Source organism: Frankia canadensis, assembly GCF_900197875.1.
GTDB lineage: Bacteria > Actinomycetota > Actinomycetes > Frankiales > Frankiaceae > Frankia > Frankia canadensis.
This window is the reverse complement of sequence record NZ_FZMO01000124.1, coordinates 20,692-38,109: the sequence shown is the minus strand read 5'-3', so window position 1 is coordinate 38,109 and position 17,418 is coordinate 20,692. Positions and strand designations below refer to the sequence as shown.

Below are 17,418 nucleotides of genomic sequence, written 5' to 3'. Positions count from 1 at the left end.
CTGACTCCCTGTGCTGCCGCCTAGTCACCGCGGAAGCGTCCCCTGCAGTTCGGCGCGCAGGGCCGGGGTGAGGACGTCCTTCGCCCGGCTGACCAGCAGTGCCATTTCATAGCCGACGAGGCCGATGTCGCACGACGGCGCGGCGAGGACGGCCATGCTCGCGCCGTCGCTGATCGCCATGATGAACAGGAAGCCGTGCTCCATCTCCACGACGGTCTGGGTCACACCGCCGGCCTCGAAGACCCGGGCGGCGCCCTGGGTGAGGCTCACCAGGCCAGAGGCCACCGCGGCGAGCTGGTCGGCCCGGTCCCGGGGGAAGCCGTCCGAGACGGCCAGCAACAGGCCGTCCGCGGATACGACCACCGTGTGGGCGACACCCGGGACACGGTCGACAAAGTTGTTGATCAACCAGTTGAGGTTCTGGGCATCAGAACTCACGGGTGTCACCGTTCCTCCTGCGCGTCACGTCGAGGGCTCCTCGTGGTGTCTACTCCGACATCACGTCCCTGCCGGACGCCCTGGTAGAAGCTGGCGAGCCGGCCACCGACAGCCTCGGGGGACCTGGTCGCGGTGTCAGCGGCGGGACGCCGGCGTGGCGCGGGTTCGGCGCTGCCGGGCACGAGATGGGTCATGGGAACTCGCACCGGTAGGCCCGAGCGTGTCACGCCACCCGCGGAGGGTTGGCGTGCTGCCTCGGCGGCCTGCCAGCCGGCGTCCCCGGGGGAGCTCCAGCCTCCCCCGGCCGGTGGCTGAGGTGCTGCCTGTGCTGCTGGTGGCTGCCCTGCCTGCTGGTAGGGCTGGGCCACCGCGGCGGGCTGGGCCGCCGCGGGCTGGGACTGCGGTCCGTTCTGCGCCGCGTAGGCGGGGGCCGGCGCGGCGGGCTCGACCGGCGGCACCGGGCGGGGCCCGATCAGCGGGTCGGCGCCCGGACGCCCCGGGGCGCGGTGCCCGAAGGCACCGCCGAGGCCCGGACGTCGCACCGGCGGCGCCGAGGCGGCCGCGGGCTCGGCGATGGGCCGCGCCGGCGGGGCCTGCCGCTGCAGTGCCGGTGCGGGCGTCGGCGCCTGGACGGAAGCCGCGGCCGGCGTGGGCACCTGCGGCGCCTGGGTGACCCGCGGCGACTGGGCCGGGGCCGCCGCGGCGACCTGGCCCGCCTGCGCCGCGGCCTCCTCAGCCGGGCTGCGCCGCTGGAACCAGGCGGACACCGAGTCGAAGATCGGGGACGTCTCGACGTCATCCGTCTCGAGCTCCGCCGCGTCCTGCTCGTCGGCGGACTCGGTTGACTCGGCGGTCTCCGTCGCCGGCTCCGGCGTCGCGAACCGGCCGGGGCCCGTCCGCGCCTGGGGTCCGGTGCTGCCGGCCCGCGGCCCGGTGGCCGCGTTGGGACGCGGCCGGGTCTGCGGGTCAGGTCGGTCCTCGGAACGCAGGAACACGCTGCCGGTGCGCGGCTCGGCGGGCTCGCCCGGCTCGACGCGCTCGACCCGCTGGATCGGCTCGGCCGGCGCCCGGTCCGCCTCCGGCGCGGGGCGGTCCCGCATGGGCAGGCGGGGCCCGGTGTCCGGCCGGTCCCGCGCGGCCGGCTCGGCGCCGGGGCGCGGCCGCGTCGGCCAGCGGTTGTCGCCGAAGGACATCGGGCTCGTCACGTCCGGGGCGGCGGGCTCGCGCTGAGCCGGGCCGCGCCGCTCGATGGTCTCGGTGTCCGGCGTCACGGCCGGCGGGGGCGTGGGGTGGTCGCCGGGGCCGGTCAGGCCCCGGTCGCGCGGTCCACCGAGGTCGATCTCCTGGCTGTCGAACGCGTGCGGGCCGGGCTGGCCGCGGTCAAGGCCGTTGTCGCCGCCACCGTTGCGTCCGTCGTTGCGTCCGTCGTTGCGTCCGTCGTTGCGTCCGCCCGGACCGTCCCGGCCGGGCGAGAACTGGTCGCGCCGGTCCGTCGTGGGCATCGGCCCCGTGCGGTCGGAGCCGAGCTGGGCTGCCATGGGGCCGGTGAGCGGGAACGGCCCGGTGGTCGGGAAGCGCCGCGGGCCGCTGGAGTCGTCGAAGAAGCCCTCCCGGGCCGGCGGCTCGGGGCCGGTGCGGTGCGCGCCGTTGCTGGAGCCGTTCGTCGAGCCGGCGGCCGCGAGGCCGCCCGCCCGCTCGCCGGTGTCCGGGCCGTGGCCGCCCGGCGCGCCAGGACGCTCGCCCGGCCCGATCGCCCGCTCGGCGCCGGTGGCCGGGCCGGCGGTGAGCGCGGGCGGGTCGGCGGGACGGGGCAGCGCGGGCGCCCGGCCCGGCCCGCTGGCGGCACTGTCGCCGGTCACGAGCTTCGCGGGCAGCCGGACGACCGCGGTGATGCCGCCCGAGGAGGATTCGCGCAGCTGGACGCGGATGCCGTGCCGACCGGCCAGCCGGCCGACCGCGAACAGACCCATCGTCCGGGACACCGAGACGTCCACGACCGGCGGGTTGGCCAGCCGCTCGTTGATGCGCTCGAGCTCCTTGGCGGGCATGCCGATGCCCTGGTCCTCGATCTCGATCATCGCCCCCGCGCCCGGTCCCAGCGAATGGCTGGTGACGAGCACGTCGGTGACCGGCGGCGAGTACGAGGTGGCGTTCTCCAGCAGCTCCGCGACCAGGTGGACGACGTCGCTGACACCGTTTCCGGCGATGGAGACCGGGGCGGCCGAGGTCTGCTTGACCCGGGTGTACTGCTCCACCTCGGAGATGGCCGCGAGGACCACCTCGTTGAGGGGAACGGGGTGGGTCCACCGGCGGGCGGTGTCCGTGCCGGCGAGGACCAGCAGGCTCTCGTTGTTCCGCCGCATTCGGGTGGCGAGGTGGTCGAGCTTGAACAGGTTGGCCAGCTGGTCGGGGTCCTGCTCGCGGTTCTCCAGGTCGTCGATCAGGCGGAGCTGGCGTTCCACCAGGCCCTGGCTGCGCCGGGAGAGGTTCACGAACATCGCGTTGACGTTGTTCCGCAGCGACGCCTGCTCGGAGGCCAGCCGGATCGCCTCGCGGTGGACCTCGTCGAAGGCCCGGGCGACTTCACCGACCTCCTCGTCGGTATCGATACCGACGGGTTCGATCGAGTCGTCGATGTCCTGGTCGGTGGAGTCACGCAGCCGGCGGACGGCGTCGGGGAGGCGGCGGTCGGCGATGTCGAGGGCCGCGGTCCGCAGGGCCAGCAGCGGCCGGACGAGCGAGCGGGCCACGATGAGCGCGGCCAGCAGGGCGGTGGCGAGGATGACCACGACGAGCAGACCGGACAGCAGCGCGCGCTGCTGGATGTCGCCCCGCAGGGTGCCCACGCGGTCGTCGACCAGCCCGAGCAGCTGTCCCGAGGCGTCGGCGCCCGCGTCGATCGCGTCCTGCGTCGAGCGGTTCCACTTCGTCGCCTCGACGGAGGACAGCGGCTGGTTGACGGGCGAGCCGAGCACGGTGTCGACGAAATTGTCGGTGTTCTCGATGTCGCCGTTGTTCTCGGCGTCGATTGTCGGCGTGTAGATGGCCAGCTGGGCCGGGCCGGCGACGTTCTCGAGGTTGTCGCGGAAGCGCGTCCGCTGGGTCTCGGCCGAGAGGAACTCCCGGAAGTCACCTTCGGTGAAGGGGCGGTTGCTGCCCTGGATGATGAGGCCGTAGATGAGTGACTGCTCCTGGGCCAGCAGTTCCGTGCCCGACATCAGGAAGAAGGCCGAGTTGACACCGTTGACGAGCTGCTCGTCGTCATTTCCCTGCGGGATGAGCTGGAGCAGGTCGATCAGCGAGTCGATGATCGGCTGATAGGCGATTTGGGCCGCTTTGGGGTCTACCAGCCTTTTGACCGTCAGCCGCTTGGCCGGCAGCGAGTCCATCCTCGTCTGTACATCGTCGAGCGCCTCGCGAACAGTACTACCGAACGAACCGCGCCGTCCGTTGGTCGACGACTTGTATGCCTGGTAGGCATCATTCACCTTCGTCTGGAGTGGCGGCAGCGAGTCGTTCCGGCGCATCGCGACCGGGCCGCTCGCGACGAGTCCGACGCTGTACGTCCGCTCCTGCTCCAGGGCATGCGCCAGGGTGACCGCGGACCTGCTGATCGTCGTGAGGTCGGCGACCCGGTTCACGTCGCGGGTGCTGGTGAGCGCCGAGCCCGCCGCGATCGACGAGTACGCCAGGATCGCCGCGACCGGCACGATCAGAATCGCGATCAGCTTGGTGCGAACTCGCCAGTTGGTGGGGTTGCTGGCGGCGCGACGAAGGCGTCCCAGGCCGGACCCCGTAGGATCCGGCGGCGCCGCGGAGCGATCGTCGCGCTGCCCGCCGTCTTCGTTGTCCACGGGCAAACCCGGCGCCGACGTCGGCTCCGCGTCTGCGGCGATGCCCGTGCTGCTGGCCATCGGTTGTCTGCGCACGTACCTTCGCAACCTCTCCGCCAGCCTCCCGGAACACGTCGTACCAGGATGGCTCGGTATCGGGCCCGGATGTCCCTTGCCAGGCACCATAGCGGTACGAAGTCGGCATCCGAAAGGCGCCTACCGTAAGCGCGTTCGCCGCCGTGTGCCAGTTGTGGACACAGCGCGCGGAGTCACCGTGCTGGTAACCGGTGTGAACGGCCACAAGGTAGGCGATCCCGACGGATGCGGATGTGTCCGCCGGTGGCACTCAAGGTGCAAAGCCCGGCATCTCCGGCATCCGCGACATCGGTCCTTACGGCGGTCCGGGGGCGCCCCCGATGGATCGCCCGTTCGGGCGAAACGCGCACTCCGTGCGCGGAACCCGCGGCGGCCGGTCCTCGACCGTGTCGGCAGGGCCGTGGAACCGGTGACGAGCGTACGCCGCGCCCGCCGGGCCGAGCCCCCGCCGCTGGCCGTCCCGCGCCTGGTCGGGGCCCTGGCGAGGCCCTGACGTGGGCCTGGCCCATCAGTGCCGGTGGGTCCGTAGGCTTGCGGGGTGAGCGACTTGCAGCGCAGCGATGCTGGTCACGGCGTGCAGTCGCGGGGGGCGGGCCAGAGTGCCGCCACCGCGACCATCCCGGGGCCGGCCCATGCGGTCGTCCCCGGCGCCGCGGGACGATCCGGCTACGACACCGTACTGGTGATCGACTTCGGCGCCCAGTACGCGCAGCTGATCGCCCGGCGGGTCCGGGAATGCCACGTGTACTCGGAGATCGTGCCCTGGGACATGCCTGTGGCGGACATCCTGGCGCGGCAACCGTCAGCACTGATCCTTTCTGGCGGCCCGAAGTCGGTGTACTCGCCTGGTGCGCCGCGCGTGGATGCCGCGTTGTTTGACACCGGGCTGCCGATTCTGGGTATCTGCTACGGCCATCAGGTGATGGCCCAGGCGCTGGCCGGCTCGGTCTCCCGGACCGGAACGGCCGAGTACGGAGCGACGCGTCTGTCGGTGACCGGCCCTGGTGTCCTGTTCGACGGCCTCCCGACGGCCCAGCAGGTGTGGATGTCCCACGGCGACTCGGTCACCGAGGCGCCGCCCGGCTTCCGGGTCACCGCGACCACGCCGTCGACCCCCGTCGCCGCCTTCGAGGACCCGGCGCGGCGGCTGTACGGCGTCCAGTTCCATCCGGAGGTCCTGCACAGCGAGCACGGCCTCGACGTGCTGCGCCGCTTTCTGCTGGCCGGTGCCGGCTGCCGGCCGACCTGGACGATGGTCAACATCGCCGACGAGGCGGTGGCGGCGGTGCGGGCTCAGGTCGGGGACGGCCGGCTGATCTGCGGGCTGTCCGGCGGGGTGGACTCCGCGGTCGCCGCGGCGGTCGTGCACCGCGCGGTCGGTGATGCCCTGACCTGCGTCTTCGTTGATCATGGCCTGCTGCGGGCGGGGGAGGCCGAGCAGGTCGAGCGCGACTTCGTCGCCTCCACCGGGGTGGAGCTGGTGCACGTCAAGGCGGCCGACCGGTTCGCCGCGGCGCTCGCCGGCGTCTGCGAGCCGGAACAGAAGCGGAAGATCATCGGGCGTGAGTTCATCCGGGTCTTCGAGGAGGCGGCGCGCGAGCTGGAGGCGCGGGCCGAGGCCGAGGGGGCGACGATCGAGCACCTGGTGCAGGGCACCCTGTACCCGGACGTGATCGAGTCGGGCTCGCCGACGGCCGCCAAGATCAAGTCTCACCACAACGTCGGGGGCCTGCCGGACGACCTCCAGTTCGGCCTGGTCGAACCGTTGCGCACGCTGTTCAAGGACGAGGTCCGCCGGCTCGGTGAGGAGCTCGGGCTGCCCGAGGAGATCGTCTGGCGCCAGCCGTTCCCCGGGCCCGGGCTCGCCGTGCGCATCATCGGCGAGGTCACCCCGGAGCGGCTGGAGATCGTCCGGGCGGCGGACGCGGTGGTGCGCGAGGAGATCCGTCGGGCCGGCCTGGACCGCGAGATCTGGCAGGTGTTCGCGGTGCTGCTCGGCGACGTGCGCTCGGTCGGCGTGCAGGGCGACGAGCGCACCTACGGCCACCCGGTGGTACTGCGCGCGGTGACGAGCGAGGACGCGATGACCGCGGACTGGGCGCGGCTGCCCTACGACCTGCTCGAACGCATCTCCAACCGGATCGTCAACGAGGTGGCGCAGGTCAACCGGGTCGTCTACGACATCACCTCGAAGCCGCCCGGCACGATCGAGTGGGAGTAGGCCCGACCGCTCGCAGGCCCGCCCACCCCTCACCGCGCGGCGGCGGGCGGGCCTCGGTTTGACGTTCCGCGATGGCGGGAGCAGTCTGGAGAGTGTGACCGTGCAGCAGATGGCCATTACCTAGGCGCGCACCCGACCACCGGGTCCGCGCGCCACGCCCTTCCGCCTTCCCGCGGGGGGCTTTTTTGTTGCCGCGGTCACGGTGAGGTGGCCGCATCGCCACCGGGAGAGGCGCCCTCATGACCGCACCAGCCGCAGGCGAGAAACCGACGTTCCCGGATCCGGGCCTGGACGCCGATCCGGGCCCGGCGGCGGATCCCGCGCTGGACGCGGATCCGGCGTGGTGGCTGCGCGAGAGCACCGCGGCGGCCCGGGTGCTCGACGGCGTCGCCCGGCGGACCAGAGTGGTGCGGGACGCCGGCCTGTCCGCCTCTCTCGGCGTGCCGGTCTGGCTCAAGTGCGAGCACGAGCAGCACACCGGGTCGTTCAAACTGCGCGGTGCCTACTACCGGGTGGCGACCGCCGCCCCCGCCACCCGCGCCCGCGGCGTCGTCGCGGCCAGCGCCGGCAACCACGCTCAGGGCGTCGCGTACGCGGCGGCGGTCTTCGGCGTGCCGGCGACGATCTTCGTGCCGGCCGGGGCGAACCCGGTCAAGGTGGCACGCACCCGCCGGCTCGGCGCGCGCGTCGAGGAGGTGCCCGGCGGGGTGGAGGCGGCGCTCGCCGCCGCGGCGTCCTACGCGGCGGCCGGCGGGCGGCTGCTGGTGCACCCGTTCGACGACCCGGCGGTGGTCGCCGGGCAGGGCACGATCGGCCTGGAGCTGCTCGACCAGGTGCCGGACCTCGGCACGGTTCTCGTCGGGGTCGGCGGCGGCGGCCTGGTCAGCGGCGTCGCCGCGGCGCTGCGGGCACGCCGGCCCGACGTGCGGGTGGTCGGCGTGCAGTCGGTCCTGGCGCCGGCGTTCGCCGCGTCGCTGCGGGCCGGCCGGCGTCTCGTCGCCGGCGTCGGTGCGGACCTGGCCGCCGCGCCGGGAGGGGACCCGGCTGCCGCCCGGCCGTGCCGGCGCCCGACGCTGCCGCGCCCGGCTGCGCCGACGCCGACGCCGACGCAGGCGCAGGCGCAGGCGCGGGGCACGATCGCCGACGGCATCGCCGTGCGGGAGCCCGGGCGGCTCACCCTCGCGCTCGCCAGGCGGCTGGTGGACGACGTGGTGACGGTCGACGAGGCCGCCCTCTGGGAGGCGATGTTCCTGCTGCGCCGGGCCGGGCACGCCGTGGAGCCGGCCGGGGCAGCGCCGGTCGCGGCGCTGCTGCGGTATCCCGGCGTCGCCCAGGGGCCGACGGTGGCCGTGCTGTCCGGCGGCAACCTCGATCCCGCGGTGGCGGCCCGGGTGGCGTCGCTGACGGCGCGCCTGGCCGACAACGCCGGCGTTGCGCGGACCACGGCCTGAGCTGGTCGCCTCGGTGGCAGGCCGCCGAGGTGATCAGGAATCGTAGCGCGCGGGCCCCGTCTCGAGGGCGGTTCGCGCGCTCGCTCGGCCGCCAGAACGAATTCAGAAGTGGGTATTCTGTCAGGTATGGGGAATCGACTGGTGAAGCGGGCGTTCCGCTACCGATTCCACCCGACCTCGGTGCAGGCCGAGAACCTTGAAAAAACCTTCGGTTGTGTACGCTAGGTGTACAATCGGGCCTTGGCTGAATGGTGCCGGGCCTGGTTCCAGGAGCAGCGTCGGATCGGTTGGGCCGAAACCGACAAGATGCTCACGGGGTGGAAACGCGATCCGGATACCTGTTGGCTTACCGGGCCGTCGAAGGGACCACTGCAGGCTACACTGCGGCACCTCCAGACCGCCTACGTGAATTTCTGGGAGAAGCGGGCCGGCTACCCCTCGTTCAAGAATAAGGGCAGGGCTGTCGACTCGGCGACGTACTTCCGGAAATGCTTTGCCTTCCGCGGCGGGCAGCTCACGCTGGCGAAGCAGGCCGAGCCGTTGGCGATCGTCTGGTCGAGACCGCTGCCCGACGGTGCGGATCCCTCGCAGGTGACGGTGTCCCGAAACGCTCGCGGCCAGTACCACGTCTCGATCGTGGTCGAGTGCCCGGTCGGTCCTGCCTGCGGTCGACGCGCAGGTCGGGCTGGACGCGGGGATCACCTCGCTGGTTACGCTGTCCACCGGGGAGAAGATCGGCAACCCGCGCCACGAGCGTCGGGATCGGGAGCGTCTGGCACGCGTTCAGCGGGAACTGTCCCGGAAGAAGAAAGGATCAGCGAACCGGGCCAAGGCGCGAATGAAGGTGGCCCGGATACACGGTCGGATCCGTGACCGGCGTCGGGATCATCTGCGCATGCTGTCCACGAGGATCATCCGCGAAAACCAAACGGTGGTCATCGAGGACCTGGCGGTCCGCGTCATGGTACGCAACCATGCGCTGGCCCGCGCGATCTCGGATGCGGGCTGGCGGGACCTGCGGTTCATGCTGGAATACAAGGGCGCCTGGTACGGACGGACGGTCGTCGCTGTCAGCGGATGGTATCCAGGTACCAGGTCCTGCTTGGCCTGCGGCGCGCTGGTCGCATCCCTGTCGCTACACACCCGGGAATGGACCTGCCGTTGCGGTGTGGTGCACGATCGGGATGTGAACGCGGCGAAGAACATTCTGGCCGCAGGGCTCGCGGTGGCAGCCTGCGGAGACGGAGTAGGACCACCCCGCTCTCAGCACGGGGAGGCATCTGTCGGTGAAGCAGGAAAACCCGCCCGCGAGGAAGGGAATCCTCGCCGTCAGGCCGGGGAGGAGGCCAACGTAGGGTGGCCTTGCGCGCGCCCCTCGGCCACGCTCCTCCGCGACCTGCCTGGCATCGAACGATCGAGGTCTGATGAGCACACTGTTCGGTGAGTCCCCCGGTGTCGTCGGCGCGTCCGCCGAGCGGGCCGGCGGCGTGCCCTATGACCTGTTCGGGCCGGCCGTGCTGGCGCCGCCGTCCGGCGGCCAGGCGCCCGGCGCCCCGCCCCGGCTCGACGCCGACGCCCTGCTGACGGGGCTCAACCCGCAGCAGCGGGCCGCCGTCGTGCACATCGGCGCGCCGCTGCTGGTCGTGGCCGGCGCCGGCTCCGGCAAGACCCGGGTGCTCGCCCACCGCATCGCCTACCTGCTGGCGGAGCGCGGGGTGCGGCCGGGGGAGATCCTCGCGATCACGTTCACGAACAAGGCCGCGGCCGAGATGCGCGAGCGGGTCGGCGCGCTCGTCGGCCCGCGGGCGCGGGCGATGTGGGTGAGCACGTTCCACTCGGCCTGCGTGCGGATCCTGCGCTCGGAGGCGAAGCGGCTGGGCTTCGGATCGTCGTTCTCCATCTACGACGCCGCGGACGCGCAGCGGCTGATCACCCTGGTCACCCGGGATCTGGATCTCGACCCGAAGCGGCATCCCGCCCGGGGCCTCGCCGCGCAGATCAGCAACCTGAAGAACGAGCTGATCGACTGGGAGGCCGCCCGCGACCGGGCGACCAGCCACGCCGAGCGCACCGTCGCCGAGGTGTACGCCGCCTACCAGCAGCGCCTCGCCCAGGCCAACGCGCTCGACTTCGACGATCTGATCATGACGACGGTGAACCTGCTGCAGGCGTTCCCCGACGTCGCCGAGCACTACCGCCGCCGTTTCCGCCACGTGCTGGTGGACGAGTACCAGGACACCAACCACGCGCAGTACGTCCTCGTCCGGGAACTCGTCGGCCAGCCGGCGCACGGCGGCGCCCGGGACGGCGGGCCGTCACCCGCGCTCCCGACCGCCGGTGTCGACGGGGCGGGCGCCGCCGGTGCCGCTGACGGCGCGGGTGCGGCCACGGGCGGTGGGGTGACCTGGGCGTCCGGGGCGGTCCCGCCGGGCGAGCTGTGCGTGGTCGGGGACGCGGACCAGTCGATCTACGCGTTCCGCGGGGCGAACATCCGCAACATCGTGGAGTTCGAGGAGGACTTCCCCGACGCCGCGGTGATCCTGCTGGAGCAGAACTACCGCTCCACCCAGACGATCCTGTCGGCCGCGAACGCGGTGATCGCCCGGAACAACCAGCGCAAGGCGAAGCGACTGTGGTCCGACGCCGGCGACGGCGAGAAGATCGTCGGCTTCGTCGCCGACAACGAGCACGACGAGGCCGCGTTCGTCGCCGAGGAGGTCGACCGGCTCACCGACGCCGGCCTCGCCCGCCCCGCGGACGTGGCGGTGTTCTACCGCACCAACGCGCAGAGCCGCGTCTTCGAGGAGATCTTCGTCCGGGTCGGGCTGCCCTACCGGGTCGTCGGCGGGGTCCGCTTCTACGAGCGCCGGGAGATCCGCGACCTGCTCGCCTACCTGCGGGTGCTGGTCAACCCGAGCGACACCGTCAACCTGCGCCGCATCCTCAACGTGCCGCGTCGGGGCATCGGGGACCGGGCCGAGGCGGCGCTCGCCGGGTTCGCGGAGGTCGAGCGGATCAGCTTCGCGCAGGTGCTGGAGCGGGTCGGCGAGGTCCCGGGCATCGCCACCCGTTCGGCGAAGGCGGTGCGCGAGTTCGCGGCGCTGCTCGGCGAGCTGCGGGCGGCCGAGGCGGACGGCCCGGTCGCCGTCGTCGAGGCGGTCCTCGAACGCACCGGTTACCTCGCCGAGCTGCTCGCCGAGGACACTGTCGAGAGCCAGGGCCGGGTGGAGAACCTGCAGGAGCTCGTCGGCGTCGTGCAGGAGTTCGTCGAGCGCAACCCCGAGGGCGGTCTCGGGGAGTTCCTCGAGCAGGTCTCCCTCGTCGCCGACGCCGACCAGGTCCCCACCGACGACGGCTCCGACGGTGTCGTCACCCTGATGACCCTGCACAGCGCGAAGGGGCTGGAGTTCCCCGTCGTGTTCCTCACCGGGCTGGAGGACGGCGTCTTCCCGCACATGCGGACCCTCGGCGACCCCACCCAGCTGGAGGAGGAGCGCAGGCTGGCCTACGTCGGGCTCACCCGCGCCCGGTCCCGGCTCTACCTGACCCGGTCGGTGGTCCGCAGTGCCTGGGGTCAGCCGGCCTACAATCCGCCGTCGCGGTTCCTCGGCGAGGTGCCCGACGCGCTGCTGGACTGGCGCCGCCTGGCCGAGGCGGCGCCCCCGCCGCCAGCTCGGGGCTGGGGCTCGCCGGATGGTCTCGCCGGCACGAACGGGGTCGGGCGCCCCGGCGGCGCCGACGGGTCCCGCGCAGCCGCCGGGGCAGGAGCGGGCGGGCGGCGGCCGCTACCGAACTCGCCGTTCGCCGGACGCGCCCGCCCGGCGGCGCGTCCCGTGGTCGAGCTGCGGACCGGTGACCGGGTGACGCACGACAGCTTCGGCCTCGGCGTCGTCGTTGCCGTCGGCGGGGTGGGGGACTCGGCCGAGGCGACGATCGACTTCGGCGCGAACGCCGGGACCAAACGGCTGCTGCTGCGCTACGCCCCCGTCGAGAAGCTCTGAGCGTGGCGGCGGCGGTGAGCCGTCGAGGAACTCCGAGCATTCCGGCCGTGCCGTCCCCGCCAGCCAGCCGGCGACCAGGTGGCACACCGCGCCGCTGAACGCCAGCGAGTGGTGACCGTGGCCCGGCACGGTCAGGTTCACGGCGGTCAGGTCGGGATGCCGCAGCGCGGCCTGCGCCGGGCGGACCACCGTGTCGAGCGCGGCCCCGACGGCGACGAAGCGGGTCCGGCAGTCGGGCGCCGGGCCGGCGAGGTCCGTGAGCAGCGGCGAGTCCGGCCGCAGCTGGGCGAGCAGCGGATACGGCAGCGCGCGGGGAACCAGCTCGGCGAGCCGGGTGCCGCCGTGCGGGGTGGCCAGGGTGATCAGCATGCTCACCCGCCGGTCGCCGCCCAGGCGCTGGACGTAGTACCGCGCCACCAGCCCGCCGAGGGAATGCGCGACGATCTGCACCCGGCCGTCGTCACCGGCGGCCGCCGTCACCGCGGTCGCCAGCAGCCGGGCGCCGTCCTCGACGGACGCGGTGCGCAGCGGCAGCTCCACCGGCACCACTCGGCGCAGCCCGCGCCGGCGCAGGTCGTGGCGCAGCCGGGTGAACACCGAGCGGTTGTCGATGAGGCCGTGGACGAGCAGCACCGGGGTAGTCGCCGTGTCCGGAGCGCGGACCAGCAGGCCGCGCTGCAACGGCGGGAGCCGGCCGAGGGAGTAGGCGTCGTCGCGGTGGGCCCGTCGCCGCAGCGCGGCCGCCGGGTACAGCGCCAGATGCGTCGCGAGGCCCGCGGTCTCCATGGCGAGGCCGCGGGCGCTCGCGGGCGTTGCCCGCAGACCCGCGGCGATCGCCCGCCGGCGCCCGGCGGGTGCCGGCGGTGATGGCGGACTGTCGATGGTGGATCACCCTCCTGCTCGCTGCCCGGCGGGCCGCCGGCCCGGCCCCGGGGCGACCGGCGCCCGGGCGGGCGTGGGCGTCCCGGGCCGATCCGACATGGCCGGACCCGTCCGGACAACGCAAGGAGATTACAGACTGTCACGCAATCCTGTCGACCAACGGGCTCGACGGTGCCGGCGCCGTCGGGCCGGATCCTGTCGGCTCACGGCTGTGAGCAGCAGGTTGGCGGCCCGCGCGATCGCCGCCGGATCGGTGCCGGCCAGCAGGTTGTCGGCGAAGCCGAGGCGACGCAGGTCCACCGGGCGCAGCCCGGCCGCGTCAGCGGCACGCTCCGCCGGCAGGCGCAGGGTCGCGCCGGCACCCTCCGGGGACAGTGCGGTGAAGTAGCTGTCGGGCGTCATGGCGACCACGTCGGTGACGGCGGCGGCGAGCGCGCCACCCGAGCCACCCTCACCGTGCACGATCGACACGGTCGGTGACGGGCAGGCGAGCACCGCCGCCATCGCGTCCCCGATCGCGGCGGCGATGCCCGCGGCCTCGGCGGGCGCGCCCGAGGCGGCGCCCGGGGTGTCGACCAGGGTGATCAGTCCGATGCCCAGCTTGCCCGCCAGCCGGGCGGCCCGGGTGAGCAGGCGGTAGCCGTCCGGCCCCGGGGCCGACGCCCGCATGGCACCGACGGCCACGACCACCACCCGCCGCCCGCCCGCAGCGGCAACGCCGCCCGGCGCGCCGTCCGGGATCCCGCCGTCCCGGGCCGCGCTGTTCGCCCTTCCGGTGCTCGGGTTGCCGCTGTTCGCAACCGCGCCGGGCGGCCAGCCGGTGGCGAGGACGCCGATCCGCGCGGCGACGCACGGATCGGGTCCGGCGAGGTCGACGCCGTCGGGCAGCAGGACCCGCAGCAGCGTGGCGCCGTCCGGGCGCGGCGTGTCGCGGGCCGCGCGCACCTGCTCCCAGCCGGACCTGCCGGCGAGCCGCGTCGCCGTCACCTCGTCGACGGTGACGCCGTCCACGCCGTCCACGCCGTCCACGCCGTCCACGCCGTCCACGCCGTCCACGCCGTCCATGGGCATCGGCGCGGCGGGGTGGGGAGACAGCGCGGTCAGGGCGCGGCGCAGCCAGTCCTCGACCGTCTCCGGGGCCAGGACGGCGTCGACGAGGCCGGCGGCGCGGGCGGACTCCGCGTGGTGACTGCCCGGCGGCGGTGGCGTGCCGGTCATCGCCGCCACCACCCGGGGGCCGGAGAAGCCGACCGTCGAGCCCGCCACGGCGCAGCGCAGGTCGCACCGCGAGCCGATGGTCACCCAGACCCCGCCGGTGGTCGGCTGGTCGGCGACGGCGAGATGAGCGATCCCCTCGTCGTCCAGCGCGGCCAGGGCCAGCGCGGCGCGGGGCAGACCGACCAGCCCGGCGACCCCCTCCTGCAACCGGGTGCCACCGCTGCGCAGGAAGGAGACGAGCGGCCGACGGGTCGCGAGCGCCGTCGCCGCGGCTTCGGCGAAGCTGGCGGCATCCGCCTCGCCGAAGCTCCCGCCGTGCACGGAGAAGTCCCAGGCGGCCGCGACCGCCGGGACTCCCGCGATCAGGCCGTCACCCCACCGCAGTGCCGGCCGTCCGTCGTAGTCCGGCCAGCCCAGGCGGTTGGCCGAGGGGCGGCTGGCGGGCCGTGGCGTGATGCCCGCGAGCAGCCGCGTTCGCCAGTCGGCCGACGTGCGCGCCCCGGGTCGGCTGTCGCTGTCCATGACCGCATCCTGATCCGCGGTCGTGGTCGCGGGCCCCGGAGCAAGGCCGGTGTCACAGGACACGCCGCATCGAGGCGTGCACGGGCGGCGCCAGGGGCGATGCTCGGGGGATCCATCATCACGGATGGAAAGGGATATACGTGACGAACAGTGCTGGCTGCCTCCCGGCAGGACACGACATACCCTTTGGTGCACAGTCCCCTGAGTGGGTGGGTGCCGGCACCGGACCCGCGAGTACACCCGCGAGAACAGTGGAGTGAGGAGAGCGATGCTCACACCGCTGCTGGAGGACGATCCCCGTCAGATCGGCCCGTACCGGCTGCAGAACCGGATCGGTGCCGGGGGGATGGGAACCGTCTACCTCGGCTTCACCCCGCAGCAGCGCGCCGTCGCGGTGAAGGTCGCCGCCGAGGAACTCGCCGAGGACGCGGAGTTCCGCAGCCGGTTCGAGCGCGAGGTGCGCGCCGCGCTGCGGGTGCGGGGCAACGCGGTCGCCGCGGTGCTCGACGCCGACACCGAGGCGCCGGTGCCGTGGATGGTCACCGAATACGTCGAGGGCATCAGCCTGGCCGCCGCGGTCCAGGCCCGGGTGCGCCTCGAGAGCCACCTGGTCCGGGGGCTCGCGGTCGGGCTCGCCGACGCGCTGGTCGCCATCCATGCCGCGGGCGTGGTGCATCGCGACCTCAAGCCCTCCAACATCCTGCTGGCCTGGGACGGGCCCAAGGTCATCGACTTCGGGGTGGCCCACCTCACCGACAGCAGCACCCTGACTCGGACCGGTCATGTGATCGGGACGCTGGCCTGGATGTCGCCCGAGCAGATGCGCGGGGAGCCGTCGGACTCGTCGGCGGACATCTTCGCCTGGGCCAGTTGCGTGACCTACGCGGCGACCGGGCGGCATCCCTTCCACGCCGAGACCCCTGACAAGCTCGCCCTGCGCGTGCAGCGCGACACCCCCGACCTGGACGCGGTGCCCGCCTACCTGCTCTCGCTGGTGGCCAGGGCGCTGTCCAAGGTCCCCCGGCAACGGCCGACCGCGTCGGCGCTGCTCGCCTCGCTGGTCGGCCGGGTCGTCGAAGGTGTCACCGAGGCGGACGCCGCCGCCGGCGACGTCCTCGAGCGCACCTGGACGGGCAGCGGGCAGGTGATGAACGAGGTGGTCACGGCCCTTCCCGCCCCCGGGCCGGCCGGTCTCGGCGCCGGCCCGCCGGCCGACCACGGCGCGCCGGGGCAGGAGGAGTCGGCGGCTCGTCCCGGCCCGGCGCCGAGCGGGGCCGGCGGTGGCTCGGGGTGGGCACCGGCGGTGGCCGGGCCCGGTCCGGCGCGGGGGCCCAGGCCGGTCGGTGTACCGCCGCCGGCCTCGGCCTTCCGTCCCGCGATCGCCACTCCACCGCCGCCGACTCCGATCCCGCCACCCCCGCCGGTGCACCGGTCCCGACTGACCCCGTTGTCGCCGCCCGCACCGGCGCCGGCTCCGGCGGCCAGTTCCGGGCCGACCACAACGGCGGTCCCCGGTGCCCGGCGGCGGGACCGACCGCCGGCGGCGGCCTCGGGTTCGTCGGGCTCCGCGGGTTCGTCGGGCTTCGCGGGTTCGTCGGGATCCGCCGACCACGGACCGTCGGTCGTCTCCCGCTGGACCTACGACGTCGACGAGCCGGACCCGCGGGCGCCGGTCCGCCCGCCGTCCGCGCCGCGGCCCGAGCGGCGCGCGAGCGACGACGGCTGGCTGGAGGAACGGGAGCGCCGGCCGGCCGCCGCGGCGAACTCGACCGAGGACACGATCCGGCCGCCGGATCCGACGCCGCCGTCGCGCCCTCCGGATCCGTCCACGTTCGGCGTGGGCCGCCCGCCCGCGCCGCCGTACCAGCCGCCCCCGTCGGCGCCGTCGCCGGGCCGCCGCCGTCGCGCCGGGCTGCCCGCCGTCCGGCCGTCCGGCAGCGTTCACCCAGCGCGCGCCGCCCACCAGGCCCGCCCGGCTCCGCCGCGCGGCGCGCCGGCCCGAGGCGCGGACCCGCTGCCCCCGGCGCTGGCGGCGCCGCCCGCCCGGCCGGCGCTCCCGCGGCCGGCCGCACCGCCGCAGGCTCCGCTGCCGCCCTTTCCGCTTCCACCGACCCCGCCGCCCCCGGTTCTGCCGCCGCCGGCGTCGCTGGCACCGGCATCGCCGGCACCGGCCTCGGAGCCGGCCGTCCGGGTTCCCGGCGCGGGTGCCGAACCGGTGTCGCTCGGCGCGGCCGGCGAGTCCCGTCGCCTCTTCCCGCCGACCACCCCGGTGGAGCAGGGGCTCAACGGGAGGGCGCTGCTGTCCGTGGTGCTGGCCCTGGGCTGGCTGTTCGGGCTGGGCAGCGTCGCCGCCGTGGTGGTCGGCTCGGTCGCCCGGGCCGAGATCCGCCGGCACAACCAGCGGGGCTGGCGGCTCGCGTCCGTGGGGATCGGACTGGGCTGGACGGGAATCGGGCTGACGGCCACCAGCCTGCTCGTCGTTCTCGCGCTGCGATGAACAGCCGGCCTTCCGCGGGAGCCGCCGGCGGCTCGACCACGATCGGTGTCGTTGCGCTGTGATTTCTGGCATATGTTCGCCGGTCGGTGCCGTGACATCCGACACGAAAGATCACGGTGCCGCGCGCGCTGGTCACGCTCAGCGTCAGGCTCGCTGGTCGCGCGCGTGCGGCGGCAGGCGCGCCCATCAGCCGCAGTGCGTGATCGGCCACCGTATTTGTCCCGTATCGGGGGGCCTGACGTGGGCCGGGGGCGCGCGG

At 74.2% G+C, this 17,418-nt stretch carries 9 protein-coding genes and 1 pseudogene; 6 read left to right on the top strand and 4 right to left on the bottom strand.

What is annotated here, in order from left to right:
* Positions 1 to 24 precede the first annotated feature (24 nt).
* A complete protein-coding gene (locus C1A33_RS12630) occupies positions 25 to 447 on the bottom strand; it encodes a roadblock/LC7 domain-containing protein (protein WP_101831713.1) in 423 nt (140 codons plus the stop codon).
* Positions 444 to 4,352: a sensor histidine kinase gene (locus tag C1A33_RS12625; protein WP_101831712.1), complete on the bottom strand. Its 3,909-nt coding sequence runs from the start codon at positions 4,350 to 4,352 to the stop codon at positions 444 to 446. The genes C1A33_RS12630 and C1A33_RS12625 overlap by 4 nt, the downstream gene beginning before the upstream one ends.
* Before the next feature lie 631 nt (positions 4,353 to 4,983).
* Here C1A33_RS12625 and guaA point away from each other — a divergent pair.
* The 5 genes from guaA (at position 4,984) to pcrA (ending at position 12,040) form a co-directional block, all read left to right on the top strand.
* Entirely contained in the window at positions 4,984 to 6,588 is a 1,605-nt protein-coding gene (gene guaA / locus C1A33_RS12620; protein ID WP_101831726.1) for a glutamine-hydrolyzing GMP synthase, read from the top strand.
* A gap of 239 nt (positions 6,589 to 6,827) precedes the next feature.
* A complete protein-coding gene (locus C1A33_RS12615; protein ID WP_101831711.1) occupies positions 6,828 to 8,039 on the top strand; it encodes a threonine ammonia-lyase in 1,212 nt (403 codons plus the stop codon).
* 126 nt (positions 8,040 to 8,165) lie between these two features.
* The gene (locus tag C1A33_RS38330; protein ID WP_480014330.1) at positions 8,166 to 8,264 is read left to right on the top strand and encodes a helix-turn-helix domain-containing protein; all 99 of its coding nucleotides are present in this window, start codon (positions 8,166 to 8,168) and stop codon (positions 8,262 to 8,264) included.
* A gap of 433 nt (positions 8,265 to 8,697) precedes the next feature.
* Complete coding sequence (locus C1A33_RS38325) at positions 8,698 to 9,483, top strand: RNA-guided endonuclease TnpB family protein (RefSeq protein WP_480014334.1); 786 nt, start codon at positions 8,698 to 8,700, stop codon at positions 9,481 to 9,483.
* Positions 9,464 to 12,040 (top strand): DNA helicase PcrA, encoded by a 2,577-nt coding sequence (gene pcrA / locus C1A33_RS12605; protein ID WP_101831710.1) that lies wholly within the window; start codon positions 9,464 to 9,466, stop codon positions 12,038 to 12,040. Before C1A33_RS38325 ends, pcrA begins: the two co-directional genes overlap by 20 nt.
* Before the next feature lie 339 nt (positions 12,041 to 12,379).
* Here pcrA and C1A33_RS36555 read toward each other — a convergent pair.
* Positions 12,380 to 12,826 (bottom strand): annotated as a pseudogene (locus C1A33_RS36555) (esterase/lipase family protein); the annotation flags it as partial.
* Positions 12,827 to 13,051: 225 nt separating this feature from the next.
* On the bottom strand, positions 13,052 to 14,662 hold the full coding sequence (locus C1A33_RS12595) for a carboxyl transferase domain-containing protein (RefSeq protein WP_101831709.1): 1,611 nt from the start codon (positions 14,660 to 14,662) through the stop codon (positions 13,052 to 13,054).
* Between the two features lie 268 nt (positions 14,663 to 14,930).
* Here C1A33_RS12595 and C1A33_RS12590 point away from each other — a divergent pair, with 268 nt between their 5' ends.
* Positions 14,931 to 17,159, top strand: a complete 2,229-nt coding sequence (locus tag C1A33_RS12590) for a protein kinase domain-containing protein (RefSeq protein WP_101831708.1) — start codon at positions 14,931 to 14,933, stop codon at positions 17,157 to 17,159.
* The last annotated feature ends 259 nt before the right edge of the window (positions 17,160 to 17,418 follow it).

Coding starts and splice junctions, on each gene's coding strand:
- C1A33_RS12625 (WP_101831712.1), bottom strand. CDS start 4,352: ATGGCCAGCAGCACGGGCATCGCCGCAGACGCGGAGCCGACGTCGGCG.
- C1A33_RS12615 (WP_101831711.1), top strand. CDS start 6,828: ATGACCGCACCAGCCGCAGGCGAGAAACCGACGTTCCCGGATCCGGGC.
- C1A33_RS38330 (WP_480014330.1), top strand. CDS start 8,166: ATGGGGAATCGACTGGTGAAGCGGGCGTTCCGCTACCGATTCCACCCG.
- pcrA (WP_101831710.1), top strand. CDS start 9,464: ATGAGCACACTGTTCGGTGAGTCCCCCGGTGTCGTCGGCGCGTCCGCC.
- C1A33_RS12595 (WP_101831709.1), bottom strand. CDS start 14,662: ATGGACAGCGACAGCCGACCCGGGGCGCGCACGTCGGCCGACTGGCGA.
- C1A33_RS12590 (WP_101831708.1), top strand. CDS start 14,931: ATGCTCACACCGCTGCTGGAGGACGATCCCCGTCAGATCGGCCCGTAC.